14 protein-coding genes and 1 pseudogene are annotated in these 25,973 nt (G+C 73.0%); 5 read left to right on the top strand and 10 right to left on the bottom strand.

Features of this window, described 5'->3' with window-relative positions; all coding sequences use genetic code 11:
* Window positions 1-14 precede the first annotated feature (14 nt).
* Window positions 15-1,010, bottom strand: a complete 996-nt coding sequence (locus tag ACZ7KX_RS17490) for an NAD-dependent epimerase/dehydratase family protein (RefSeq protein WP_470327173.1) — start codon at window positions 1,008-1,010, stop codon at window positions 15-17.
* A 216-nt stretch (window positions 1,011-1,226) separates the two neighbouring features.
* On the opposite strand from ACZ7KX_RS17490, the gene ACZ7KX_RS17485 reads away from it, so the two are divergent.
* The 3 genes from ACZ7KX_RS17485 to ACZ7KX_RS17475 all read left to right on the top strand — a co-directional run bounded on the left by ACZ7KX_RS17485 (window position 1,227) and on the right by ACZ7KX_RS17475 (window position 3,270).
* Window positions 1,227-2,489 carry a helix-turn-helix domain-containing protein gene (locus ACZ7KX_RS17485; RefSeq protein ID WP_470327172.1) on the top strand — a complete coding sequence of 421 codons (1,263 nt, stop codon included), beginning with the start codon at window positions 1,227-1,229 and terminating at the stop codon, window positions 2,487-2,489.
* The gene (locus tag ACZ7KX_RS17480; RefSeq protein ID WP_470327171.1) at window positions 2,486-3,022 is read left to right on the top strand and encodes a GNAT family N-acetyltransferase; all 537 of its coding nucleotides are present in this window, start codon (window positions 2,486-2,488) and stop codon (window positions 3,020-3,022) included. Before ACZ7KX_RS17485 ends, ACZ7KX_RS17480 begins: the two co-directional genes overlap by 4 nt.
* A 95-nt stretch (window positions 3,023-3,117) precedes the next feature.
* A complete protein-coding gene (locus tag ACZ7KX_RS17475; protein ID WP_470327170.1) occupies window positions 3,118-3,270 on the top strand; it encodes a hypothetical protein in 153 nt (50 codons plus the stop codon).
* Window positions 3,271-4,125: 855 nt separating this feature from the next.
* On the opposite strand, the gene ACZ7KX_RS17470 is transcribed toward ACZ7KX_RS17475, so the two are convergent.
* The 4 genes and pseudogenes from ACZ7KX_RS17470 to ACZ7KX_RS17455 form a co-directional block, all read right to left on the bottom strand.
* Complete coding sequence (locus tag ACZ7KX_RS17470; protein WP_470327169.1) at window positions 4,126-5,712, bottom strand: recombinase family protein; 1,587 nt, start codon at window positions 5,710-5,712, stop codon at window positions 4,126-4,128.
* Between the two features lie 65 nt (window positions 5,713-5,777).
* Window positions 5,778-7,031: pseudogene (locus ACZ7KX_RS17465) on the bottom strand (GH1 family beta-glucosidase); the annotation flags it as partial.
* A 65-nt stretch (window positions 7,032-7,096) separates the two neighbouring features.
* Complete coding sequence (locus ACZ7KX_RS17460; protein ID WP_470327168.1) at window positions 7,097-7,858, bottom strand: bestrophin-like domain; 762 nt, start codon at window positions 7,856-7,858, stop codon at window positions 7,097-7,099.
* Between the two features lie 633 nt (window positions 7,859-8,491).
* A complete protein-coding gene (locus ACZ7KX_RS17455) occupies window positions 8,492-8,887 on the bottom strand; it encodes a hypothetical protein (protein ID WP_470327167.1) in 396 nt (131 codons plus the stop codon).
* Between the two features lie 1,157 nt (window positions 8,888-10,044).
* Here ACZ7KX_RS17455 and ACZ7KX_RS17450 point away from each other — a divergent pair.
* Window positions 10,045-11,973, top strand: coding sequence for a putative Ig domain-containing protein (locus ACZ7KX_RS17450; protein ID WP_470327268.1), 1,929 nt, complete (start codon window positions 10,045-10,047; stop codon window positions 11,971-11,973).
* 79 nt (window positions 11,974-12,052) lie between these two features.
* Here the strand turns inward: ACZ7KX_RS17450 and ACZ7KX_RS17445 are convergent, their stop codons facing one another.
* Window positions 12,053-13,021 carry a LysR family transcriptional regulator gene (locus tag ACZ7KX_RS17445; RefSeq protein WP_470327166.1) on the bottom strand — a complete coding sequence of 323 codons (969 nt, stop codon included), beginning with the start codon at window positions 13,019-13,021 and terminating at the stop codon, window positions 12,053-12,055.
* A 135-nt stretch (window positions 13,022-13,156) separates the two neighbouring features.
* Here ACZ7KX_RS17445 and ACZ7KX_RS17440 point away from each other — a divergent pair, with 135 nt between their 5' ends.
* The gene (locus ACZ7KX_RS17440; RefSeq protein WP_470327165.1) at window positions 13,157-14,317 is read left to right on the top strand and encodes an iron-containing alcohol dehydrogenase; all 1,161 of its coding nucleotides are present in this window, start codon (window positions 13,157-13,159) and stop codon (window positions 14,315-14,317) included.
* Window positions 14,318-14,432: 115 nt separating this feature from the next.
* Here ACZ7KX_RS17440 and ACZ7KX_RS17435 read toward each other — a convergent pair whose 3' ends face one another.
* The 4 genes from ACZ7KX_RS17435 to ACZ7KX_RS17420 are packed head-to-tail and all read right to left on the bottom strand — an operon-like array spanning window position 14,433 to window position 25,969.
* The gene (locus ACZ7KX_RS17435) at window positions 14,433-16,271 is read right to left on the bottom strand and encodes a hypothetical protein (protein ID WP_470327164.1); all 1,839 of its coding nucleotides are present in this window, start codon (window positions 16,269-16,271) and stop codon (window positions 14,433-14,435) included.
* Entirely contained in the window at window positions 16,264-21,549 is a 5,286-nt protein-coding gene (locus tag ACZ7KX_RS17430; RefSeq protein WP_470327163.1) for a hypothetical protein, read from the bottom strand. The genes ACZ7KX_RS17435 and ACZ7KX_RS17430 overlap by 8 nt, the downstream gene beginning before the upstream one ends.
* On the bottom strand, window positions 21,531-24,800 hold the full coding sequence (locus ACZ7KX_RS17425; protein ID WP_470327162.1) for a hypothetical protein: 3,270 nt from the start codon (window positions 24,798-24,800) through the stop codon (window positions 21,531-21,533). Before ACZ7KX_RS17425 ends, ACZ7KX_RS17430 begins: the two co-directional genes overlap by 19 nt.
* Complete coding sequence (locus ACZ7KX_RS17420) at window positions 24,797-25,969, bottom strand: Kelch repeat-containing protein (RefSeq protein WP_470327161.1); 1,173 nt, start codon at window positions 25,967-25,969, stop codon at window positions 24,797-24,799. The genes ACZ7KX_RS17425 and ACZ7KX_RS17420 overlap by 4 nt, the downstream gene beginning before the upstream one ends.
* Window positions 25,970-25,973: the final 4 nt, after the last annotated feature.

Raw genomic sequence — 25,973 nt, 5'->3', positions numbered from 1 at the left:
CGGGACGGGACCGTTCAGGCGTTCGCGAGCTGCGGGGAGTTGGCCGTGAGGTGGGCGAGCTGCCGGGAGATGCCCTGGACCAGGGCGGTGCGGGGCTTCCATCCCAGGAGTTCACCGGCCCGGGAGCGGTCCGCGAGGGTGGCGTCCACATCGCCGGCCTCGGCCGACAACCGGTTGACCCGCACGGGGTGTCCGGTCAGCTCCTCGATCGCGGCCAGGACATCGAGCACGCTGGTGCTGACACCCGCGCCGATGTTGAGCACGGTGCTCCCGATCCCGGCAGTCGCGGCAGCGATGGCGGCCCGGACGACGTCGCCGACGTACGTGAAGTCCCGGCGCTGGTCACCGCTCCCGTACAAGTTCAGGGCCGGACCTCCGAGCGCCGCCACGAGTGCGCGGCCGATCAGCATGTCCGGCCGCTGACGCGGGCCGTAGACGGTGAACAACCGCAGCGCCACCGCGGTGACCACCGACGAGGCCTTGCCCGCGTGAGCGAGGCACAGCTGCTCGCCGGCCAGTTTGCTGACCGCGTAGGGCGACTCCGGCGTCGGCGTCCGCTTCTCGCCGGACGCGCCTTCGAGGATGCTGCCGTACACGCTGGACGACGAGGCGTAGACCAGTCGCGGAACCCGGACCTCCTCGCAGGCGGCCAGCACCCGCTCGGTCGCGAACACGTTGCAGGCGGTGTACTCGGCGAACCGCTCGCCCCAGGACCCGCGCACCCCCGGCAGGCCGGCGAAGTGGAAGACAGCGTCGGCCTGGAGGAACAGCGCCGCGAGCGGGCAGGTCCTCAGGTCGGCGACGACAAAGGTGAAGTCCGGGCAGCCCCGGGCGACCGCGAGGTTGGCCGTCGCCACCGGATCGACCCCGGGATCGCGGCGGTCCACACCGACGACGGTGACGCCTTCGGCGAGGAGTGCGTCGACCACGTGCGAGCCGATGAAGCCGGCCGCTCCGGTCACGACGACCCTCTTCAGTCCGCGGCGTTCCACGCCGTGGCGATCGTTCATGAAGTCTCCTGAGTGCAGTCTGAGTTGGTGCCGCAGGAACGCGCGCCCAGGTCCGCTGATCGACGGGGCTCCGGACGGCTTCCTCCAGTCAACGACCCCCGGAGCGCCGATGGTCAGGAAGAACTCGGCGGCCCGTACTCGCGGGCGACCGGAAAACTTGACCTTTCCATTACTCGAAAACCTGCACCCTGGTAGTTGCGGCGCTACTTTGTGCACATGGCGGACAACCTCGTACTTCGCCGATTCATGGACGATCCCGGCCTGACCCAGGCCGAGTTGGCCCATCGCGTCAACCTGGAGATCGGCCGGCTGACAGGAAAGCCGGGCACCGTATCGGAGCGGACGGTCTACAACTGGCTTACAGGTAAGACCAGCTGGCCGCCGGTCAAACACCGGGAAGCACTCCGGGCAGTATTCGGGTGTACTGGTCCAGACCTCGGGTTCGTCCAACCCGAGGGAGGCCATCGCCCGCACCCGGAGGATGATGTGAAGCGACGATCTTTCATGACCGCCGTGACCGGAACCGCCGTCGCGGTCGGCTCCGCCGCCGCGGCAGCGCCTCGCAGGGTCGGCCACAGCGACGTGGAGCGGCTCAACACCCGGTTCGCCGATGTGATCGCCAGCGACCACCGGCACGGGGGAAGGCTCAGCATCGAAGCGCGCGCGGAAGCACTCGCCGACGAGGCCCTCGATCTCCAGCAGCGCGGAGCTGCCAGCCAACGTGTCCGCGCCGCGCTCTTCGGTTGCGCCGCGTCCTTCATGTCGTCCGCCCTGTGGGCCGCCATCGACGGCCGACGTTTCGACACCGCACTGCGCCACCACGAGCGAGCCGCGAGCCTGGCCGCGATGTCCGGGGATGCCGCCATCCAGTTCCGCATCTGGTCCCACGCCGGCAGCCTCTACCGGCACCTGCGCAAGCCGAACGAAGCCCTCGCGGCCAACGATGCCGCCCGCAACCTCCCCATCGCCCGCCGCGATCCTCTCTTCGCCTCCCTCGGCCACGCTCGACATGCCGCGATCCACGGCCTGACCGGTGACGTGAACGCCGTCCGCCGGTCCGTCGGCCGTGCCCAGGACGCACTCGACCGGGCGGGCACCAGCGACGTCCGCCCGGTCTGGCTGGCCGCGCACTACGACCAGGCAGAGCTGGACTCCCTCGCGCTCGCCGCCCACCTGGCGCTCGGCCGCTACGAGGACGCCGAGTTCCACGCTCACCGGAGCCTCGGCCTGCTCCGTCCCCACATGCAGCGAAGCCGTGCCATCACCAACGCCCGACTGGCCCGTGCCCAACTCGGCCAGGGCGACCTCGAACCCGCCGTCACCACCGCCATGGCCGTCCCGGCAGGGCTGGCCGCGCACCCGCGGGTCGCCGGCATGCTCGACCGCTTCGGCTCCGCCCTGCTGGACGTGGCGCCGAACAGCCCCCATGCGCAACTCTGGGACCAGTACACTCACGACAATCGAAGGACATCCGCGTGACGGAGCCGGACCTGCGCCACTTCACCGAGCTGACCCCCCTCGCGCGCCGGACGCTGCTCGACCTGTACGCGGACGTCCGGGCGCCACTGCTCCACCTCCCCAACTACGCCGTCGCCACGTTCGCCGAGCGTCTCGACCGCCACAGCGGCGAGCCCGGCTTCGAAGCCGTCATCGGCTACGACGGGGACGAGCCGATCGGCTACGCCTACGGCAACACCATCCGCTCCGGCGACCGCTGGTGGACCCGGATGTCCAAGCCGATGGCCCCCGACCTCATCGCCGACCCGGTGTTCGCACTCAAGGAACTGGGCGTCCGCGCACCGTGGCGCGGCACGGGGGCCGCCCGCCGCATCCACGAGGGCCTCGCAGGCAACCGCCCCGAGAAGCGGATCACCCTGATGGTGAACCCGGCCGCCGGCGACGGCAAGGTGCTGGCTCTGTACGAGTCCTGGGGCTACTCGGCCGTCAACGAGGTCCAGCCGAACCCGGACGCACCGCCGCTCGTGGCGATGATCCGGGGGTGCGTGGTTTGAGCCTCCCAACGGACCTGAGGAGCAGTCCCCGATCCCGCCCGGCCCGGCCGAACAAACTCCTGGTCGGTCGGCCTCCAGGTGGCTAGCATCTGCGATTGGACTACCGAGCCGACGGCAAGTCCAAGCTCATCGGCCTGAGGTGGATCCGCGAGGACGAATCAGGCGGCCCCATGCCGGTCCCGCTCGACGGGGGCACCTGGCGGCTCTACACCTGGGAACCTGCACGGTTCCTGCGGGTCGAGGACTGAGAATCACATTCAGCGACGTGATAGCTGGATACTGGGACGACGGCCGATGACCTCCACGCCATCCGCGGTAGTAACGGCGAGCTGATCAACGCGTAGGACGGCTGTCGTCGGGCTGCCCTTCGTGCCCAGAGCTGGGGCCACGACGTGAGCATCCTCCATCAGCGCCCATGAGGAGGACAGGAGGTCGAAGTTCCCAAGCGCCGGCTCCTCGACCAACCTGAACCTCACAGCGATCGCTGGCTTCGGCCCGCGCCCAGCGCGGGACAGCGCACGTCGTTCGCCCCAAGTGAGCGGACAACCGCACGTGACTCCTGCGAGAGCTGCCGCCTCCGGCACGTGAGTCGCGCCGCAGATCTGCATTCCGCTGCGCCCCCTCATGACCATCCCGAGGGAAAGAGACTGAGGCCCATCGAGCACTATGGGGAACTCGGTTCGGTGGGTGTCGATTTCATGAATCACTCCACTACTCGCAGAACTCGTGTCGGGCGACAGGTCCAGCATCCGAGTCAGAGCTCCTGCCACTTCCTCCGATGTCGTGGAGACGAACCAACCGCCTCCTCCAGATAGCGTCCTCTGTGAGGGTCCGCCCAGGTGGAACCTACCTACTGCCGCTCCAGCACTCGGATCGCGGAGGTGTGCCTCGTCGCACGCAGCAGAGGTCGCGGGGTGGATGGTGGCTGCTGAGGACAATGCGGCCTCCGGGAGTCCAAGGAACAGGGCTCCTCCATGGTCCGCAGCGGAGGCGACTTGTTGCGGCCGGACGTCATCGGTACGGTGCCCAACTCCCGGAAGACGAAGAGCCCAGGCAGTTCGATGTCTCGGCCTGCCCGGGCCCAACCACTGCGTGGGACTGCTTCAGCGGCTTCCCACCACTGCTGGCTCAGGCGTGTCAGCCCATGGGTCCGGCTCGTCGAGCCAGTGGATCTCGATGCGGGACTCACCGTCGAACGGAACTCCTCGGTGCCCCTTGGAGACGACCACACGTCGTACGAGGAGCCTGATCAGCTCCCTTCGGAGCTCGTGGCCGGCGCCGTTCCAGGCCTTGCGGATGCTCGCGTCCTCCAGCAGCCAGGTGACGTCGAGTTGCTTGGGGGTGGCGGCGGCCACCTTCTCCTTCGCGGTGAGCAGAGCTGCCCGGGCCTCTGCCTGCAGCTTGGGGAGGTGGGCATCGAAGGGCGGGTCGAAGAACCCGTCGGCCTGCTGCTTGGCCAGGCGGCGGACGGTGCCCTCGGCGGACGCGAGGCCGGCGACCGCGTCGGCGAGCTTCGCGGCGTTCTCCGGCTGCTGGTAGCCGGTCCACCGCTCTGCGGCGATGACCAGCAGGGGGTCGTCGATGTCGGCACCGTTCAGCCTGGAGAACCAGGCCTCGACCACCCAGTCCTCCAGAAGCTTTCGACTGGCGGAAACCGGCGCGAGGCAGTTCTGGCCGGCCTTGTGGCGGTTGCAGAGGTGGTTCCGGCCGTCGGCCGACGCGGCGCCGCGGCAGCCGGCGCACCGGGTGGTGTCGGTGAGCAGGTGCTGCTTCCGGTTGTCCACGGACTCACGGTTCGGGAAGTTGCCAGCGGTGAGCATCTGCCGCGCACGAACGGCGAGTTCGTTCGGGATCGGATCGGAACCGTCGACCCACACCCGCACGCGCTCCCCGTTCTCGTCCCGGTACGGGATGGGGGTTCGCGGGTCGTTGGGGTGCTTGATCGTCTGCCAGCCCTCGTAGAGAGGATTGTGGATCATGTAGGAGATCGTCGACACACCCCATTCGCCGCCCGAGGGTGAGAGGACGGGACTCGGCCCGGAGTTCAGCGCCTTGCAGAGCAAGCGTGCGCTGATGCCGTCGGCGAGGCTCCGGAAGATGTGCAGGACGACCGGCCAGAGCGTCCCGTTCGTCAGCTTGCGGTCTTTGGTGGCCTCGGTGCCGTAGGGAGGGCGGCTCGACCACTGGCCGTTCTTGAGCTGGTTCTTCTTGGTGACCCTGATGTTGTAGCTGAGTCGCTCCGAGTACTCCCGCGCCTGCTCCGCCCGGTCGATGATCCATCGGCGGTCGTTGGGGTCGGAGCTGTCGAGCCGCTCCCAGTGGAAGATGACCCGGGCCTTGCCCAGCACCGGTCCGATGTCGTCGATGCCCTTGCGGGTGAAGCGATCGAGCGCGAAGCACCAGAGGGCGGGCACCTGGTCGTCGAGAACGGCCGCGAGGGCGTTGTCGAATCCGGGGCGGGCGATGTCCGACCAGGCGGAGAGATTGTCGACCCAGACCTTCCGGACGCAGTAGTGGTTCCGCGCTGCCCACTCACGGCCCTCGGACTCCTGGGCACGGATGGACGTGATGTCCCGCTTGTCGCCGTCCCGGACGACCTTGGACTTGCGGAGGTAGAGGTCGATCTCCGGCCACTCGGCCGGGTCTGTCGACGGGTGCTGCATCGGTGGTTCGTGGTGGTACGCGGGCATGGACCGGATCCTCCGGGAGGACCGCGACTGGGCGCAGCCGTCGAATGACAGTACGTTCGACGGGCTTCGGCCCATTCGAAGTTGTCGAGGAGAGACCAGGTGTAGTAGCCGCGGACGTCGACGCCTTCGGCGACGGCCTGGGCGAGGGCGTCGAGGTGGGTGGCGAGGTAGTCGATGCGGGGGTGGTCGGGGGTGGCGGTCTCGTCGACGGAGCAGCCGTTCTCGGTGATGGTGAGGGGTGGGAGGGCCTTTCCGTAGGTGCCGCGGAGGTCGAGGAGGAGGCGGGTGAGGCCGTCGGGGACGACGGGCCAGCCGAAGGCGGTGTGGGGGACGTCGGGGATGTCGACGAGGTCGAAGGGGAGGGCCGGGTCGGCGGGGGCGGCGATGCGGGTGGGGTTGTAGTAGTTGACGCCGAGGCTGTCGAGGCCGGGGGTGTGGATGAGCTCCAGGTCGCCGGGACGGACGGCGCCGTAGATGTCGTCGGGGACGCCCAGGCCGGAGAGGTCGGGGTAGCGGCCGAGGAGGACGGGGTCGGTGAACAGGCGGTTGTGGAGAGTGTCGTAGGCCGCGGCGGCGGCCAGGTCGGGTTCCGAGGCGGAGGCCGGCTGCACGGGGGTGAGGTTGTTGGAGAGCATGACCGCGAGACCGCGCTCGTGGAGGGCGGCGGCGGCCAGGCCGTGGCCGAGGAGCTGGTGGTGGGCCGCGGGGAGCGCCTCGAACATCAGGGCGCGGCCGGGGGCGTGGGTGCCCAGGGCGTAGCCGAACACCGTGTGGACGAAGGGCTCGTTGAGGGTGATCCAGGTGGGGATGCGGTCGCTGAGGCGGTCGGCCATGACGGTGGCGTACTCGGCGAAGCGGTACGCGGTGTCGCGGTGGAGCCAGCCGCCACGGTCTTCGAGGGCCTGCGGGAGGTCCCAGTGGAAGAGCGTGGGCAGCGGGGTGATGCCGGCGTCGAGGAGGGCGTCGACGAGGCGGTCGTAGAAGGCGAGGCCGGCGGGGTTCACGGCACCCGCGCCGGTGGGCTGGATGCGGGGCCAGGCGATGGAGAAGCGGTAGCCGTCGAGGCCGAGGCCGCGCATCAGCTCGATGTCCTCGGGATAGCGGTGGTAGTGGTCGCAGGCCACCGCCCCCGTGTGCCCGTCGCGCACGGCCCCGGGCCGGGCGACGAAGGCGTCCCACACGGAGGGGCCGCGCCCGTCCTCGTCCACCGCCCCCTCGATCTGGTAGGCGGCGGTGGCGGCACCCCAGCGGAACCCCGGCGGCAGGTCGTAGCGGTCCGGCACATCAGCCTCCCGGGCGTGAATATGAGGAAGGCTCATGTTACTGACGTCACGCCGAAACACCAGGGGGAGCGACCGCCGACGCCGAACCCGCCGGCCCCCGGTCAGCCTCCGACAGCGACATCGGCGAACGGCACGGGACTCAGGCCGAGCGGGCCCCCGAAGGGAGAGTTCAGGGCGTAGACGAGGACGACCATGAAGGCGATGAGACTGGTGAAGCCCATGGCCAGGACGAGATGCGTACCGGTGCGCTCGATGCCGAAGAGGAACATCAGGCCCAGGGTGAGTGCGCCGCCGGCGAGCAGGCCGAACCACATGACGCCCGACATGCCCCGCCTCCCGTCCGCCTCACGGCCGTGGCGCGCCTGGTAGGCGACCGAGATCTGCCCGAACGCCAGCTGGTCGACCTGCTGTTGGGCATTGGTGGCGGGTTCGAAGGACGTCCAGGCGTTCTGTACGTCGCGCAGGAGCGTCCAGCCACGCGTGCCCAGCGGCTTGCCCTGCTCCATCAGGGGCCACTCGTCGTTCCGGACGTAGGCGGCGTAGGTGTCGGCCGCCGCGCGGGCCCGCTGGGCAGCGGCCGGTGGCAGCCCGTCGGCGAGCAGATAGGTCTGGTGCAGTGCCCCCGCCTCGGCGCTGATGTTGGTGTCGGCGTCCGACTTCGCCTCCCACACCGTCACCAGCGCAAGGCCCAGCACCAAGGCGTACAACACGCCGACCATCATCGTCAGGTACTCGGCGGTGTCGTCGCGCACCATGCCTTCCCGCGCCGAGCGCCTCGCCCTACGGCCGTTCAGCAGGACAGCGCCGCCGGCCACCACGACGAACCCGACGACGATGCCGATCACGGCGATCACGTGTTCCATGGCGCTCCCGAGGTCGGGTCGGTCCGGCGCCGCAGCCTCCGGCGACGCCATGCGATGGCTGCGGCGGCCGTCGCAGGAACGAACAGGAGCAGGAAGAACAGAAGAAATCCGTGCAGCAGCGGGGGCGTGCCGTGGCCGAACCGTCCCGAGTGCAGAAGGGGTGACGACACGTGGTTCCCCCCTGCCAGTGGCCCCGGGGAGCCGGAGGGGGTCGGTGTCGTGGACGACGCGCCGCCGACGCCACTCGGTGAGGCCTGCCCGGATTTGTGCCCGTTGCCCGGCGTCCCGGCACCGGAAGCGCCGGTCCTCGGTGCTCTCGGTCCGCCCGAGGGGGACCCGGATGCAGGCGACCCGGGTGCACGGGCCCCGACTGCGGGAACTCCGGCGCCGACTACCCCGCCCGTCGATGTTCCAGGAGCAGGGGCTGCACCGGCTGCCCCCGGAACGCCCGCGGATGCTCCAGGTACAGGAGCCGGAACCCCGGGCGCAGCGACTCCGGGGCGGCAGCCCCGCCCGCGGGCGCTCCAGGAGCAGCGGCCCCGGGCACAGGTGCGCTGGGCGCAGGTGCACTGGGTGCAGGTGCCCCGGCTGCGGGTGGTGCGGGTACAGGAGCCCCGGGGACGAGGCCCCCGCCTACAGGTACCCTCGCTCCGCCTGCAGGGCCGCCCGGCGCCGGACCGCCAGGCACAGAACCACCGGGCACAGGACCGCCCGGCACAGCGCCAGCAGGCGCCGGACCGCCAGGTACAGGACCACCCGGTACAGAACCACCAGGCACAGCGCCACCAGGCGCCGGACCGCCAGGTACAGGACCACCCGGCGCAGCGCCACCAGGCACAGAACCACCGGGCACAGGACCACCAGGCTCCCCTGCTCCGCCCGGGGGAGCCTCGGGTGCTGGGGCCCCGACTCCGCACGCAGGTACTCCAGCCATTCCAGCCGCTCCCGGAACTCCCGGAGCTCCCGGCGCAGACCCGCTCGCGCCCGGCGTCGTCGCTCCTGGGGGCGGTGCGCCCGGAGCCTGTGCACCCGCGCCGGAGGGTGGTGCCGGGTTGGCCTCCACGCCGGTGTAGCCCGAGTGCACCGTACGGGAGAGGGCGCGGTGGCCGTAGGCCGTCGCCCAGTGGGCGGTGACCAGGCCCTGGTGTTCACCGGGCAGGGCGTGCAGGGTCGCCGTGCAGACGATGGTGGCGACCGGGTGGAGTCGGGGGATGCTTCCTGCCTCGCCGTCCTGGCAGTGTGGCTCGGCCCCGGGAGCGAGGGTGTCGGCGATCCGCACGTCGGTCACCGGGGACACGCCGTCGTTGCGCAGCTGGTAGCTCACCCGCACCTGGTCGCCGGCCTTCACCACGGGGGTGCCTGATCGGCCGTCGACGGTCACGGACAGCTCCAACTGCCCGGCCTCCGACTCACCGAGGCCGGCGAATGCGTTGGCCAGTGGCTGACCGGCGACCGAGCCGGCCAGCACCAGGCCGGCGACAGCCGCACAGAAGGACGATTTCCAGCCAGGCATATGATCTAGTTATGGCCTGGGGGTGGCCCGCGCTCCTTCTGACACACCGTCCGGGGGTATCGACCCGCGCCGATCACCCCACAGGGGCAACGGCAGCGGGGCTCGCCGTGCGGCGCACACGCACACCGGGCGCCAGGCCCGCCGGATCGGCGGCACCCGAGGGTCACCACCGCGGTCGCAGCCCCGCACCGTCGCGAACGCGCCCCACGGACGGGAATCGTCGCAGGGCCTGCGTGACCACTGAGGAGCGGGTGTCAACTCGCTTCATTCGCTGGGCAATTCATGGACAAAGCCCGGTAAAGGCTGCGCGCGACGCCTTGAGGCGTCGGAAGACCCGTCAGTAACCTCGGGGCGACACCGTGCGACAAGGAACGCCTGCGGTGCGGCCCCCCGATGCCACCTTCGATGGCATGCGCATGACATGCCGCATTCCGGGGCCATCCCCCACCTCCCGTACAGCGCAAGCACCACGCCGGTCCGCGGCCACCGCCGGGGCCGGCGAGCACATGCCGCGATCCGTCAGCACGGGCCCGACCCCGTACCGGCGAACACCCCGTTGCCGGCACCGGCCGCGCCCTCGTCCCCCACGGAGGGTCGACTCTTGCGCTCCCACTCCCCCAGCAGCAGCCTGCGCCCGCCCAGGGCGCGCAGGTTGCTCGCCGCCCTGCCGGCCATGGCCATGGCCGCGACCGGTCTGCTCGCGATCGCCGCGCCGACTGCGAACGCCCAGAGCGCCGCGCCCACGGTCGGCGCCGCCACCAAGCGGGTCTGTGCCGCCCCGAGCCACCCCGGCGAGATGGCCTGCCTGGCCCTCGTCCGCACCGACCTGGCCCAGCACCTGACGCTGGCCCCGGACATCAACCCGTCCGGGTACGGCCCGAGCGACCTCGCCTCGGCGTACAAGCTCCCCGCCTCGGCCGGCTCCGGCGCCACCGTCGCCATCGTGGACGCCCAGGACGACCCCAACGCCGAGTCCGACCTCGCCACCTACCGCTCGCAGTACAACCTGCCGGCGTGCACCACCGCGACCGGCTGCTTCAAGAAGGTCGACCAGCGCGGCGGCACCAGCTACCCGACCGCCGACAGCGGCTGGGCCGGGGAGATCTCGCTCGACGTCGACATGGTCAGCGCGGTCTGCCCCAACTGCCACATCCTGCTGGTCGAGTCCGACGACGCCTCCATGGACAACCTGGGCGCCGCGGTCAACACGGCCGTCTCGATGGGCGCCAAGTACGTCTCCAACAGCTACGGCGGGTCCGAGGACACCACCGACCCGACCTCCGACGCCAACTACTTCAACCACCCGGGCGTCGCGATCACCGTCTCCTCCGGTGACTCCGGCTACGGCGTCGAGTACCCGGCGGCCTCGCAGTACGTCACCGCGGTCGGCGGCACCAGCCTCAACCACGCCTCCAACAGCCGTGGTTGGAGCGAGTCGGTGTGGGGCAGCAGCTCGGGCGGTGACGGCGCCGGCGCCGGCTGCTCCGCCTACGACGCCAAGCCCAGCTGGCAGCACGACTCCGGCTGCGGCAAGCGCACCGTCGCCGACGTCTCGGCCGTCGCCGACCCGGCGACCGGCGTCGCGGTCTACCAGACCTACGGCGGCTCCGGCTGGAACGTCTACGGCGGCACCAGCGCCTCCTCCCCGATCATCGCCGCGGTCTACGCCCTCGCCGGCGCCCCGGCCTCCGGCACCGCCCCGGCCTCCTACCCGTACGCGCACACGGGCTCCCTGTTCGACGTGACCAGCGGCGCCAACGGCAGCTGCTCGCCGTCCTACCTGTGCACCGCCGGCGCCGGCTACGACGGCCCGACCGGGCTCGGCACCCCCAACGGCACCGCCGCCTTCACCTCGGGCAGCACCGGCGGCAACACCGTCACCGTCACCAACCCGGGCAGCCAGAGCACCGCCCAGGGCTCCTCGGCCAGCCTGCAGATCCACGCCACCGACTCGGCCACCGGCCAGAGCCTGAGCTACGGTGCGAGCGGCCTGCCGGCCGGGCTGTCCATCAACGCCTCCACCGGCCTGATCACCGGCACCGCGACCACCGCGGGCAGCTCCACCGTGACGGTCACCGCCACCGACGGCACCGGCGCCAGCGGCTCCACCACCTTCGGTTGGACCGTCACCGGCACGGGCGGCGGCTGCACCGGCACCCAGCTGCTGGGCAACCCCGGCTTCGAGACCGGCAGCGCCTCGCCCTGGACTGCCAGCTCGGGCGTGATCGACAACTCCAGCGGTGAACCCGCGCACGGCGGCAGCTGGAAGGCCTGGCTCGACGGCTACGGCAGCACCCACACCGACACGCTGAGCCAGTCGGTCACCGTGCCGGCCGGCTGCAGGGCCACGCTGAGCTTCTACCTGCACATCGACACCGCGGAGAGCACCACCTCCACCCAGTACGACAAGCTGACCGTCCAGGCCGGCTCCACCGCCCTGGCGACCTTCAGCAACCTCAACGCGGCCGCCGGCTACACCGTGCACAGCTACGACCTGTCCGCGTTCGCCGGCCAGACCGTCACCGTCAAGTTCACCGGCACCGAGGACTCCTCCCTCCAGACCAGCTTCGTGCTCGACGACACCGCCCTCACCACCTCCTGACCCGACGACAGCAAGCGGGGGCCGCGGCGTGCACACGCCGCGGCCCCCGATGCCGTCCGGACCACCCGGCCGGGCCCGGCTACTCCGGAAGCAGTTCGGCGCGGCGGTCGGCGACCTCCTGGTGCAGGGCGTCGCGCACCGCCCGTACGGCGGGGTGGGTGACCGCCTCCCGCCGGACGGCCAGCGTGATCGGCAGGCGGATGTCGACCTCGTCGGCCAGCAGCCGCCGCAGCCCGGCCCGACCGGTGAGGAAGGCCGGCAGCACGCCGATGCCGGACCCCAGGCGGGTGGCTTCGAGCTGTGCGAAGACGTTCGTGGAGGAGAACGCGGGGGTGACACCCGGCAGATGGCGTTCGATGTCGAGGTCGCCGACCTGCAGCATCGACTCGATGTAGAACACCAGCGCGTGGTCCCGCAGGTCGGCGACCGTCCCGGGGGACCCGCAGCGCGCGAGGTACTCCTCGCTGGCGTACAGGCCCAGCGCGTAGTCGGTGAGGTGCTCGGTCACCAACCGGCTCCTGGGCGGCCTGCCGATCGCCAGGGCGAGGTCGAAGCCGGCCGGGCGCAGGGTCAACTGCCTTGTCGCCGTGATGAGTTCGACCTGAAGTCCGGGGTGGTGCCGGCGCAGCCGGGCCAGTGCCGGGGTGACGACGAGGGTGCCGAAGCCGTCCGGGGCGCTCACCCGGACGGTGCCGTGGAGGGACGGCGCGTCCTGACCGGACACCGCGTCGACGACGTGGACGAGGGCGTCCTCGATCGCGCGGGCGCCCTGGGCGACGGCCTTTCCGGCCTCCGTCAGGGCCCAGCCCTCGGTGCCGCGTTCCATCAGCCGCACGCCGAGGCTGCGCTCCAGCGCGGTGATGCGGCGGGACACCGTGGTGTGGTCCACGCCGAGCGCGTCGGCCGCCGCCACCAGGCGCCCGGTGCGGGCGACGGCCAGCAGGTAGCGGAGGTCGTCCGCGCGGAGCCTGCGCGGGTCGAGCCCGCCGCGGTCCGGCTGCGGCGGTGGGGCCGGATCCTCGCCGACCGGGCCGGAACGGGGGTGCACCCGGCCAGCGTATCTGCATTTCTGCACACCAGGTCTGCGCGATTGACGATTGAACGCACAACACGCGGGCGTCACAGTCGAACCCGCGCCGGGCGGAGCGCCCACCCACCCTCCCCCACCGTCGAGAGGTTCTCCATGGTTGCCAGCCTTTCCCTGCCCCGGATCCTGCGCGTCGGCCCGGGTGCCGCCGAGGAGTTGGGCGACGTCATCCTCGGGCTGGGGCTGAACCGCCCCCTCGTCGTCACGGACGCGTTCCTGGTCGGGACGGGCGCGGCGGAGCGCCTGACGGCCACTCTGCACAAGGCCGGTCTGCATCCGCGGGTGTTCTCCGACACCGTGCCCGACCCGACGACCGCCTCGCTGGCCGCGGGGGTGAAGGCGTTGGACGAGCACGAGGCGGACTCGGTCATCGGCTTCGGCGGCGGCAGCCCCATGGACACCGCCAAGGCCCTCGCCCTGCTCGGGGTCCAGGGCGGCCACATGCGCGACTTCAAGGCGCCGCGCGTCAACGTCGGGCCGGCGCTGCCGGTGATCGCGGTCCCCACCACCGCCGGCAGCGGATCGGAGGCGACCCAGTTCACCATCATCACCGACAGCGCCACCGACGAGAAGATGCTCTGCCTGGGCCCGGCGTTCCTGCCGCTCGCCGCGGTGGTCGACGTGGAGCTGACCATGTCGATGCCGCCCCGGCTGACCGCCGACACCGGCATCGACGCGCTCACCCACGCCGTCGAGGCGTACGTGAGCCGCAAGGCCAACCCCTTCTCCGACAGCCTCGCCCTCACGGCGATCGGCACCATCGGCCGCCACCTGCGCCGCGCCTACGCGGACGGCTCCGACGCCGTGGCCCGCGGGGCGATGATGCTCGCCGCGACCCAGGCCGGCATCGCCTTCTCGAACTCCAGCGTCGCCCTCGTGCACGGCATGAGCCGCCCGATCGGCGCCCATTTCCACGTCGCGCACGGCCTGTCCAACGCGATGCTGTTCCCCGCGGTGACCGCCTTCTCCGTGTCCGCGGCGCCCGGCCGGTACGCCGACTGCGCCCGCGCGCTGGGCGCGGCGACCGCCGCGGACTCCGACGACGCGGCAGCCGACAAGCTCGTGGACGCGCTCCGCGTCCTCTGCCGGGACCTGGAGGTCCCCACGCCCCGCGTGTACGGCGTCGACGAGGCCGCCTGGAAGCGGCTGACGCCCCTCATGGCCGAGCAGGCCCTGGCGTCCGGCTCCCCCGCCAACAACCCCGTCGTCCCGACCGCCGAGCAGATCCAGGACCTCTACGCCCGGATCTACGGCTGACCGGGACGCCGTGCCCCGTTGCGCCCCGACCGGAGCGCAACCGGGCTCCCCGGCCGGAGCGCATCGTGGCACCCCGACCGGAACGCATCGGGGTGCCACGGCCGGGGCAGCCGCGTCAGTGCGCCGTCGCCGGGGTGTCGACGAGGAGGTCGAAGGCGAGGCCGCTGGAGCCCTCGCCGCGGCCGGTGCCGCGTTTGGCGCTGAGCCAGACACAGACCCGCCCGTCCCGCCACCGGGTCCGGTTGTAGGCGACGGCGAGCCGGGTGCCGGACTGCGGGACCTCCTCCTGGTTGACGAAGTACGACTGCGGCGGCGTCGCGTCCAGGCCCTCGCGCAGCAGCGAGGTCCGCGGTTGGACGGGCGGCAGCACGTCGACCACGTTCGGCATCGCCGCACGCTGGAGCTGGATGGTGCGGTTGTCCCCGGGGACGTGCACCGGGATGAACGGGATCCAGTTCTCCGGTACGGAGTTCATCGCCTCGTACGCGATCGGCGCGAGCGGGCCGCCCGGTGCGGTGGGCGGGTGCAGCCGCAGGTGCCGGGCCTGGATCCCGGCGGCGACCTCGCTGCCCCGGCGTCCCTCGCCGGTGGCCCGCGGGACGGTCAGTTCGATGCCCCACACCAGGTTCGCGTTCTCGTCGCGGATCAGCGACACCTCCTCCAGCGCCGGGCCGTCGGCGACCTTCGGCACGCTGGGCGGCAGGAACAGGCCGGTGTCGGCGACCGTGCCGGGGGCGCTGTCGATCGTGTCGAGGGTGAACATCGACCAGCGCTGCCAGTCGTCGTCGAGCCCGGTGCCCGCCGGGGTGATCCACAGCCGCTCGCCGAACACGTCGGTGACGGCGAGGCCCTGGATCGTTGCCACGGTGCCGACCGGCAGCTCGCACGGGAGTTGGAACCAGTCGTTGCTGTAGACCAGCGCGAACTCCAGGAAGACCAGCCGGGCCAGGTCCGTGCTGTCCGGTGACACCGCGGCGAAGTTGGTGGCGCCGTCCTCCACCGCCCACCAGCGCGGCAGCGGCATGCCCGCGTACCGGAGCGGCGCCGGGAACACCGTGCGGTTGATCGGGGGCAGCGGCGGCTCGGTGCCCCCGACCGGGGCGGCCGGGTCGAGCGAGAAGGCGTGCCAGTCCAGTTCGCCGCCCGGGTACTCCTGCGCGGTGAGGACCTTCTCGCCGCCGCCCGGGGCGGAGCCGGCCACCGAGAAGCGGTGCTCCAGCCGGCGCGGGTCCCAGGCGCCGTCGGCGTCCGGCTGGTCGATCAGGTCGTCGAACCAGGCGACCAGGCGGTCGCCGAGCGCGTCGAGCGCGGGGCGGTGCAGGTGCAGGAGGTCGCTGATGCCGTCCGATGCGTGCCCGCCGTCCTTGAGGTGGCGGTAGAGCAGGTAGCCGTCCATCCGGCGCCCGGCGACGGCCTGCAGGGTCGACCAGACCTCCGGGTCGGCGACCCGGGGGGCGTCGGCGTCCGTGGCGGGGTCGGGCAGCGCGATCGGGTACAGCCGGACGTACTGGCCGCGGAAGTCGAAGGCCACGCTGCCCAGCACCGGGGAGCGGCCCAGCAGCTTGAGCCACCGCCGCCCGATCGCCAGCCGCAGGTCGAAGGCAATCCGGTCGGCGCCCGCCACGAACGGCACCGGACGCCGTTCGGCCAGCGCCTCCAACGGCCGGTCCGGCGGCAGCGGTTCGGGCGTCCCGCCAGCCGGCCGGAAGCGGCTGGGCCGGGCGACGGCGATCGAGTAGGTCGCGGTGACCGGCGAACCGGCGTCGCTGCCGCGGAACTCGCCGAGCTGCCACTGCCGGGTCAGCAGCCAGAGCGGGTCCCGCACTTCGGCGCGCAGCGCCCGCTCGAAGTCGGTGGTGCGCGGCCGGCCCTCCAGCCGGTTCCACACCCCGACGGCCGGACGGTCCCGGGCGGCGAGCGCCTCGGCCAGGTTGTCGATGCGGGGCTCAGGCATGGGCGGCCTTCCAGCGCTGGTTGGCGATCGCGAGGTCGGTGGAGATCGTGATCGGCTGCCGGGTGGCGGACATGACGGTGGCCGGGAGCAGTTGGGCGTAGGCCGTGCCGTCGAGGTGCTCGGGTTCGACGCCCCGGGACTTGGCCAGGTCGAGGGTCTCCCCGATCGCGGCGATCAGGTCGTCGGTGTTCCAGGCGCCGGTGCGCACCGGCGGCACGACCAGCAGCATCGCCTGCGGCGGTTCGGAGTCCGGTCCGTCGTAGTGCACCGCGATCCCGGTGGTCTCGCGCTCGGCGGGGATGACCTCCGTCCACTCGTCGAGCAGCAGGCCGACCTGGGTGGGCGGGGGGATCAACGGGTCGGACGCGTAGTGGGCGGTGAACAGCACCTTGTCCTCGGTGATGACCGTGCCGGGCTTGAACTCCATGGCCAGCCAGTGGTCGTCCGGCCGGTACGGCAGCTGGATCGGCACCAGCTGCGGTTCGGCGGACTGCAGTAGGTCGCCGAGGATCCCGCCGGGCCCGCGCAGGGCGTCGCTCAGAACGACGGCCTTCTCCCACAGGCGGGGCTTATCGCGGACCCGGGCGATTCCGTGCGCCCAGTCGTCGACGGGGAAGTCCCGGCCGAACGGCGGCTGGGTGAGGTGCTGGACGAGCTTGCCGCTGTCGGCGCGGGCCTTCTTCCAGTCCTCGGCGAGCTGCGGGTCGGGGGTGAACTCCGGTACGGCGAGGACGTCCTGGCCGAGGAGGGCCTTGAGTGCGTCGGTCGCCGCCCCGACCCGGTCCGGCCCGGTGACGGCCGCGTCGTGGGCGGCGAGGGCCGTGTCCGCGGCGGCGAGCCGGGCGAGGACCTCGGTGCGCAGCGCGGTCGCGCGGTCCAGCAGGTCGCGCCCCAGCAGGACGACCCGGTCCTGGAAGGGCCGGAGGCTGAGGTCGGTCGGGTCGAAGTCGGTCAGCGGGAGCTTGGCGGCGACTTCGGCGAGCAGGCCGCTGAGGGTCGTCCGGGTGGTCCTGGCCTCGGACCTGAGCGACTGCAGCTTGGCGTTGAAGGCCTGCCGCCGGCTGGCGACGACGGCGCGCATGGTGGCCGGCTGGGCGGGCAGCGGTGCGGTGGGCTTGGTGGCGACCAGACGTTCCGCCTGTTGGAGCAGCCGGAACCGTTCGGCGGCGGAGGTGGCGGCCGGCAGCGCGTCGTAGGCGGCGAGCAGCGCGTCGGCCCTGGTCAGCGCCCCGGTCATGCGGTCCGCGGCCGCGGCCACGGCGGCCAGGACGTCGGTGAAGGCGCCGCGGCGCCACATCGCGAGTTCGCCCCAGCCGCTGCGGACCATGCCGAAGCCGGAGGCCGTGGTGACCAGTCCGGCGTACCCGGTGAGCAGGGTGTCGACGGCGGCGAGGATCCGGTCGCGCTGGGGCTGGGCGTCGGCCGGGTAGAGCGGTGCCAGCGTGGCGAGGTAGTTCTCGACGTTCCTGCGCAGGGCGTCCAGGGAGGCCCGGACCGCGGCGGGGCGCTCGCGGGGCAGCGAAACGGCCGTGTCGGCGGCCCGGTCGGCGGGGGCGGGGCCGGAGGCGGGCACCAGGTCGCTGGGGCGCAGCGGTCGGGCGGTGGTCAGCAGCGAGCGCAACCCGGCGATCAGCGGGGAGAGTTCGAAGAAGGTGATCCGGCCGGCGACCCGGTCGGTGTAGCGGATGGTCAGTTCGGCGTCGGGCCGGGGGTTGTCGGTGGCGAGGACGACGCCGACGATGCGGTCGTCGAGGTCGGTCATGGCGCCTTCGCCGACCGGGCGCAGCGCCCAGAGCAAGTCGATCGGCTGCAGGCCGGTGTCGGCCTGGGTCACGGCGCGGCTGCGGGGCTGTCCGGTGAGCGGGTCGGTCCAGGTGACCTGGGCGACGACGGTGACGGGTGCCGGGAGCAGGGCGGGCAGCCAGGCGTTGACGGCGGGTTCGGCCTGGGCGCGGGGGGTGTTGTGGGACAGCGGCGGTGCGCCGGCGTCCGGGGGGAGCCCGGGGGTCAGGCGCAGGCCGAGGCGGTGGGTGAGGGTGGTGCCGCTGCGGGGTGTGGCGACGACGGCGGGTTCGGGGGGCAGTCCTTCCTTCGCGTACGCGTCGAGCGTCGCGGAGGCGCGTTCGGGGTTGCCGAGCAGCGCCTGGTGGGTGCCTTCGGCGACGGCGAGGTCGGCGAGGGCGTCGTGGACGTCCAGCAGTCCCAGCACGGCCCGGTCGACGACGCCCTGCTGGGTGTCGTCGAGCCCGGGCAGGCCGTCGAGGCCGAAGGGGTAGGTGTTCGGGGCGTCGCCGCGGGTCACGCGGCGTACCAGGGCGAGGCCGTCGATGACGTTGTGCGCCTCGATCTGTTCGATCGCGAGGGGTTTCGTCGGGTCCGGCTGGTCGGCCTGGTGCGGGACGGTCTGGGCGATCCGGCCGGCCCGGAGGGGGAACTTCAGGCGCAGGGCGGAGATGACGAAGTCGACCTCGGCCCGTTCGTGGCTGTCGTGCAGGGCGCGCTCCAGCCGGTAGCCGAGCAGGGCGCCCAGGGACTGGCCCTGGCGCATGCCGTCGAGCAGCCCGAGCGCGATCCGGACCCGTTCGGAGCTGAGGTTGACCGCGAAGGAACCGGGGTTCTGCGATGAGCCGTTGGCGAGGTAGCCGGCGCGCAGGACGGCGGCGGTGCGGGCCTGGGCGGGTGACGGGGCGTGCAGGTGGCCGCCGTTCTTCTCGTCGTGCATCAGCGGCCGGCTGCCGCGGAAGACGTCGGCGAGGGGGCCGGTCAGGGTGACGTCGGTGAGCTGCCGCTCGCGGGGGCGGACGTCCTCCAGCCAGCCGTACGCGCCCAGGTGGAGGCCGCGTGCGGCGGGGGCGGTGCCGTCGGGGCCGTACCGGAGCTCGGCGAGGCGTTCGTTGGCCAGGCCCAGGCGCCAGGCGTCGAGCCGGTAGGTGGCGCAGTCCAGGTGCTCGGCCAGGACGCGTTCCAGCCGGGCGGTGGGCAGGGTGGCCAGCAGGTCGAGGGCGTCGGCCTGTTCGGCGAGGCGGGCGGTTCCGGGGGCGGTGCCGAGGACCCGGGGGATGTGGTCGACGACCAGGCGGTCCGGGTTTCCGGTGATCTCCGGCGCGGGTGAGTAGAGCCGCCGGAACCGGCTCTCGCTCGGGATGCTCTGCCCGGGCTGCGGGATCCTGACGTGGATGAACGCCGGGTCGGCGGCGGCGATCTCGGCGGGGGTGGCGACGCCGGCGGCGATGGCGAGTTCGGTGGCGGCGTCCGCCCAGCCGAGCAGCAGCGCGTGCCGCAGCAGGAGGTGGAGCAGCGCGGAGGGCCGGTCGTCCTCGGGGAAGCCGGCCTCGGTGCGGACGGTCTCCAGGTCGGTGCGCGCGTGGGCGGCGAGCCACTGCAGGTAGTTGGAGCCGTCGGTGGTGTACGGCCGGACCGGGTCGGTCTCGGAGAGCGGGCGGTCGTCGACGGCCGGGGCGAGCAGCGGGTGCTGGGTGTCGAGGAACAGGCGGCGGATCAGGTCCGGGTCCTGGGCGGGGCCGCTGTCGGGGTGGCCGAGGCGGGTCAGCAGGGCGCGAATCGGGTCGGGCATGTGCAGTTGCCGTTCCAGGGCGGTCAGGACGCTCGGGCCGAGCGCGCCGAGGTTCTCCCGGTTGAAGATGTCCTCGACGCTCTGCGCGTACCGCTGGTGGTACTCGGCCGAGGTGGGGTGCAGCGCGAGGATGTCCAGCAGGTGCTGGTGCGCGTCGTCGGCCCGGCCGCCGAGGTGGGCGACCTTCGCGGCGGCGGCCTGCCAGTCGGCGGCGGCGGCCTGGAGCACGGTGTGCAGGCCTCGGCGGTGGGTCGCGGTGGCGGCGGTGTCCGGCCAGGCGAGCCGGGAGAAGGCGGTGGTGGGCAGGATTCCGTACGGCTGTCGGCCGATCCTGACCGCGGGGACGGGGCCGCGGCCGGAGACGTGGCGGAGGTAGAACTGCCGGGTCCGGTCGACGACGGCGCGGCTGAGGATCGGGTGGAGCGTGGTCTGCAGGTGGTAGCCCCAGGTCGCGGGCCACAGGGCGGTGTCGGCGGCGCGGGCGTCGCGCTGGTCGGTGCCGTCGGCGTTGGGCATGCCGGCGAGGTCGGCCGGGTCGAGGCCGAGCAGTTCGGCGAACCACTGGCCGTCGGTGCGGGTCGTCCAGTCGGTGCCGGCCTCGGCGGCCCGCAGACCGCTGGCGGAGCGCAGGCCCGCGTCGGCCTCCTGGACGCGGTCGAGGCCGGCGGGTGCCTGGGCCGTGTTGTTGGTGGGGGTGCCCTGGGGCAGCAGGCTGAGCCCGGCGGGGCTGCGGAGTTGGCGGGTGAGCTGGGCGGTGAGGTCGGCGGCTGACTGGTCCGGGGTGGACCGCCGGCGCAGGCCGAGCACCACCAGCCGGTCGAGGCCGCCGGCGAGGTCGGCGGTGAGCTGGATCCGGAAGCCCATGCCGACGGTGACGGCTCGGCCGAAGTCGGTCAGCCAGCGCAGTTCGTCGGGGACGGTCATCACGCCGGTGGTCTCGTCGACCGTCAGGTGGTCGTCGGAGCCGGGGTCGGGGCTCACCGGCAGGCTCGCCGGGACGGGTTCGCCGTCGAGGTCGACGACCTTGCGGCCGCCGGCCCAGCCGAGGACGCGGAAGTGGTCGGGCAGCAGGCCGGCGCGGGCCGCGACCGTCCAGGACTGCGGAGCGATGCCGGAGGCGGGCGGGCGGGGCACGACCAGGAAGGCCACCAGGGCGGTGTCGCCGGTGGCGACCGCGGCCGCCTCGATGCCGGCGGGTCGGCGGGCGCGGATCGCCGCCGCCCTGGTCGGGCCGACGGCGGCGAGCAGCGCGGCGTCGGCCGTGCGCAGTGCGACGCGGTCGCCGTGGGCGCGCCAGACGGCCGTCCAGTAGTCGGCGGTGGGCCCGCGGTCGTCGGCGGGGAGGGCGGTGTCGCTGAGGACGACGAGCACGGCGGTGCCGGCGGGGACGGGCACCGGCCGGTCGGCGGGGTTGGCCGGCCGGTGGTCGCGCAGCAGCCAGGCGGCGCGGCCGGCGGCGATCCGGCCGACCAGTTCGTGCCAGGCGGCCCGGTCGCCGACGGCGGCGCCGCCGGTGCGCCACAGGGCGGTCCAGTAGGCGTCGAGTGCGCCGAGTTCGGCCTCGGTGGGCCGCGGTTCGAAGGAGTCGACCGACCACTCGTCGGGGAAGACGCGGACCAGCAGTTCGGTGGCGGTGAACCTGGTCTCGATCCGCACCGGGCCCAGCAGGACCGGGTAGTCGTCGCTCAGGTCGTTGTCGGCCATACCGGGAGCATCTCCTGTGCGTGGACGGCGACCATGACCGGCGCCTGGAAGAGGATGTAGGCGATGTCGGCGGAGCTCAGCCGGGAGTACCAGAGCGGCAGCGCGTCGTCCTCGGTGCGCTGCTGCTGCTTCTCCTGGTCGTCCTCGGAGCCGTCGAAGGGCGCGAGCGGGACGTGGGTGGCGTCGGTGAACTCGACGAAGCCGAGGTGGTCGGGATCGACGTGCTGCCAGGTGAGGTCGTTCCACACCTCGACCGGCGGCAGGGGGCCCCCGGGTTCGTCGACGCCGAAGCGGGGTTCGCCGGGGCGTTCCTTGAGGACGAAGAACCAGCCGAGGTCGCCGGGGGGCTTGCCGCGGGCCTCGGCGGCGTCGAGGTCGAAGCCGAGCAGGTAGATGTCGGGTTCGACCTTGGCCTCGTAGAGCGGCAGCCGGACCAGATCGGCGGTCGGGTGGTCCTCGTCGGGCAGCGGGGCGGGGACGCGTTCGCCGGTGGTGACCGGGTTGCCGTCGTCGTCGAGCGGCCAGACCGCCCGGTGCGCGTAGACCGCCGCGTTCGGGTACTTCTTCAGCAGCTCGCCGCGGATGACGAGCACCAGGTCCTCCTTCTGCGTGGTGCCCTGCTGCTGCCGGTTGTCGTTCTGGCCGAGCAGGGCGGCGGGGCCCCAGCGGTGGATCGGCCGGATGTCGTACAGCCGCTCGCGGCGCTGCTCGGGGGTCTCGCCGGGCGGTGAGAGGACGGCGCGCGGGTCCCAGAACTGGCGGAACGGGGTGCCGCGCTGGTCGGTCGGGTACTCGCGCCAGAGCATCTCCCGGGCCATCTCGTGGTTGAGGCCGACCAGGAAGGACTCGATGAAGCGGCGGTTGTTGGCGAGCAGGGTGATGGAGTTCGCCGGGATCAGGTTCAGGTTGGGCGCGAACACGTCCACCGAGAGGTCGATCAGCGACTGGTACATCGGCAGGTCGATCACCGGGTAGGCCATCGCCTCGATGAACTCCTCGGCGAACGGCCGCAGTCGGTCGGGCAGGTCGACCGAGCCGAGCAGGCTCCTCGGGACGGTGGTGTCCGAGCGCAGCCGGGACAGCACCGCGTCGGTGGTCCCGGCGACGCCGAGCCGCTCCCGGACGGCCGGCTGCCCGACCGCGGCGGACGCGTCCCAGCCCGCGTAGAGCTCGTTCAGCGCGCCCTTGAACCGTTGGGCCTCGGGGCTGTCCCGGTCGCCGCCGGTGGTCGGCGGGACGGGGTCGCCGATCTCCTTGATGACGAAGTCCGGGCTCTTCGGGAGGGAGCCGACCGGGTCGGCGGGGGCCGCCGCCCGGGCGCCGACCACGGGGTGCAGCACCTGGTCGAGCTGGCCCGGGGTCACCAGGGCAGCCGGTTTGACCTTGGGTGCGGCGGCGGTGACCGCTGCGGTGGCGGCGTCCATCCGCGGCACCAGTGCCTCGCGCGGCTGGTCCGGCGGGAAGGTGAGCGAGCGCATCAGCCGGGCGCCGGGGCGGGTGAGGCGCCGCATCGGGGCGGACAGCGGTGCTGCGGCGACCCGGCTGGCCGCCACCTGGAAGCCGACGGCCAGCTGCTCCGCGGCGCCGTCCGCCGCGTCGGTCCCGTCCGACGCGTCCGCCCGGCCCGTCCCGGCGGGCCGGCCGGTCGGGGTGGTCGCCGGAGTGGTGACCCGGGGGTGTGCGGGCGCCGTCAGGGTCAGGTACTTGCCGGTGGGCGGCGGCGCCACCGCGCCGGCCGGTGCGGCGGGCGGTTCCAGGTGCCTGACCTGGAGCCGGTGCCCGACCTCGCGGGCGAGCTGGGCTTCGCGGATCCGCGCGTTGGCCTGCAGCACGTCGCCGATCTGGGCCCAGGCGGCGTCCATGAACTCGTCCTGCCGGGCCTGGACGACCCGGGTGCCGAAGTTCGCGGCGACCCGGTAGCGCGGGTCGAGGTTGAGCCGGTGCACCCAGGCGCGGTTGGCCGGCGAGGGCAGCGGGTGGCCGACGTCGTCGATCAGCAGGCGGGAGGTGAGCGCGTGCCAGCGGCCGTACAGCGGCGGGGTGATCACCGGGTCGACCCCCGCGGACAGCGCCTGCGCCTGGTCGCCGGGAAGCGCGGCGTGGGCGGCCGCCGGCGTGCGGTCCCGGTAGGCCTCGGCCAGGTTGACCAGGTTGGCGAGCGCCTGCTGGAAGGGGTGCGGGTAGGGCGCGGCGGGCGCCGGCTCGGCGTACCAGTTGTCCCAGTTCTCCCAGTCGTCGACCGGCTGCTCGGGCAGTTGGAGCGCGCCGCCGAGCCGCAGCACGCCGCCGATCGAGGCCGGGGTGGTGATCGGCGGCAGGCCGGGGCCGGCCGGGCGGTGGACGTCCATGTCCCGGCGGCCGACGTCGGGGGCGGGGCGGCGCGGCTGCAGCAGCCGGACGAGGTACTCGAAGTCGCCGGTGGCGCCGGTGGTGAAGGACCACCGGTGGTAGTAGGGCAGTCGGCCCTCGCCCTTGCGGTCGGGGTAGTGCGGGCCCCAGGCGGAGTACAGCGCGCCGGGGGCGAGAGCCGGGTCGAAGCCGAGCCCGGCGAGCCGGCCGGTCTCGAAGGCGGGCACCAGGAACGCCTCGTACGTCCGGTCCTGCTGGAGGTGGCGCGGGCAGACCAGCCGGGAGCAGGCGCGGTCCGGGTCGGTGCGCAGCACCTCGGCGAGCGTCTGCAGCACCTGGTCGCCGGGGCCGGCGAGCTCCCTGGCCACCTGGTCGTCCAGGGAGCCGTGGACGTGGACGTGTGCCCAGGCCCCGAGCTGGTCCGCCGGGGGCAGGGCGTTCGGGTCCTTGACGGTGACGTACGGCAGGGGTGCGCCGCCGCTTCCCTCGTCGAACTCCGCGGGGGCGCCGGACGGGTCGCTCTTCGCGGCCAGGACGACGAGCGCCAGCCAGGGGGCGAGGCGGTCGGTGGAGCCGTCGGGCCCGGCCGGGCTGTAGCGCCAGGGGAAGTCCTCGTCGTAGAACTCGATGTGCGCGAGGTAGTTCGGCTCGACGTTGGTGGTGCCGGGCTGCGGCTCCCGCCGGGAGATCGCGCGGGCCTCGACGCCGACGACGTCGCCGGGCCCGTAGAGCTGCACGGGGCGTTCGACGGGCCGGGACAGCGGGGAGCCGTCCAGGGCCTCGCCGCTCAGCAGGAGTTTGACCGGGACGGTGGCGCGCGACGAGCTGCCCGGGTCGCCGGTGATCCGGGTGGAGAGGCCGGAGCGCAGCCAGGGCAGGAAGGAGTAGCCGTTCGCGGTCATGCGCCGCTCCCGTCGAACAGCTCGGTGGCGGCGGTGAGTTCGGTGGCCGTCGGGTCGGCGGCGGCCAGGCCGGAGCGGGTGGCGCCGCCGGTGACGAGCACCTTGGTGTCGGGGAGCACCGCGGCGGCGAAGGCCCAGCGGCCGGTGAGCAGGCCGGCCCGGGCGGTCCAGGTGTCGGAGGCCGCGTCGTAGGCGACGACGCTGCGGTAGCCGGCCTCGTCGGGGTCGCTGCCGGTGCCGCCGACCACCAGGACCTTGCCGGGGCCGAGGGCGACGGCCCGGTGCTGGGCGCGCCCGGCGGGCATGTCCCTTACGGCGGTCCAGGCGCCGGTGGCGAGATCGTAGGTCTCCGCAGTCCGTCGGCTGAGCGGGTCGAAGGTGCCGTCGTCGCCGGCGCCCGGTGCGCGGCCGCCGGTCACCAGCACGGTGGTGTCGGACAGCGCGGTGGCCTGGTGCAGGGCGCGGGGTCGCAGCAGGTTCCCGGTCGGGGTCCAGGTGGCGCGGTCCGGGTCGTAGAGCTCGCAGAAGGCGAGGGCAGGGTCCCGGTCGGTGCCGACGGCGGCGGTGCCGCCGACGACCAGCACCTTGCCGTCCTTGAGCGCCACGGCGGGGTGCCCGGAGCGGGCGTCGGTCATGTCACCGACGGTCGTCCACCGGGTGGCGTCGGTGGTGGCGGCCGGGTCGTACAGTTCGGCGGAGCGCAGTGCCCGGGTGGTCCGGCCGGCCCGGACCGCGGTGCCGCCGGCGACCAGGACCTTGCCGTTCGGCAGCAGGACGGCGCTGTGGCCCCAGCGGGCCTGGTTCATGGTGCCGGCCGGGCTCCAGGTGTCGGCCGTCGGGTCGTAGACCTCGGCCGAGGCCAGGCCCGGTGCGGTGGAGCCGCCGATGCCGCCGGTGACCAGGACCTTGCCGTCGGCCAGGGCGGTGACGGTGTGCAGCCGCCGGGGCGAGGGCTGGGTGGCGGTGGCCTTCCAGGTGTCGTCGGCCGGGTTGTAGACGGCGGCCCGGCCGAGTGCGGCCCCGCCGGCGTCCGCGCCGCCGACGACCAGGACCTTCGTGGTGCCCTTGAGCACGACCGGTCCGTCGTGCTGCCCGTACCAGGCGGTGGCCCCGGTGAGGTCGTGGGCGGTGGTCCACTTCGCCGCGGCCACCACGGTGGGACTGGTCATGGTG

The sequence above is a fragment of the Kitasatospora sp. NPDC038210 genome, assembly GCF_055600605.1.
The sequence above is the reverse complement of the archived record's forward strand: the minus strand, read 5'-3'. Positions and strand labels throughout refer to the sequence as shown.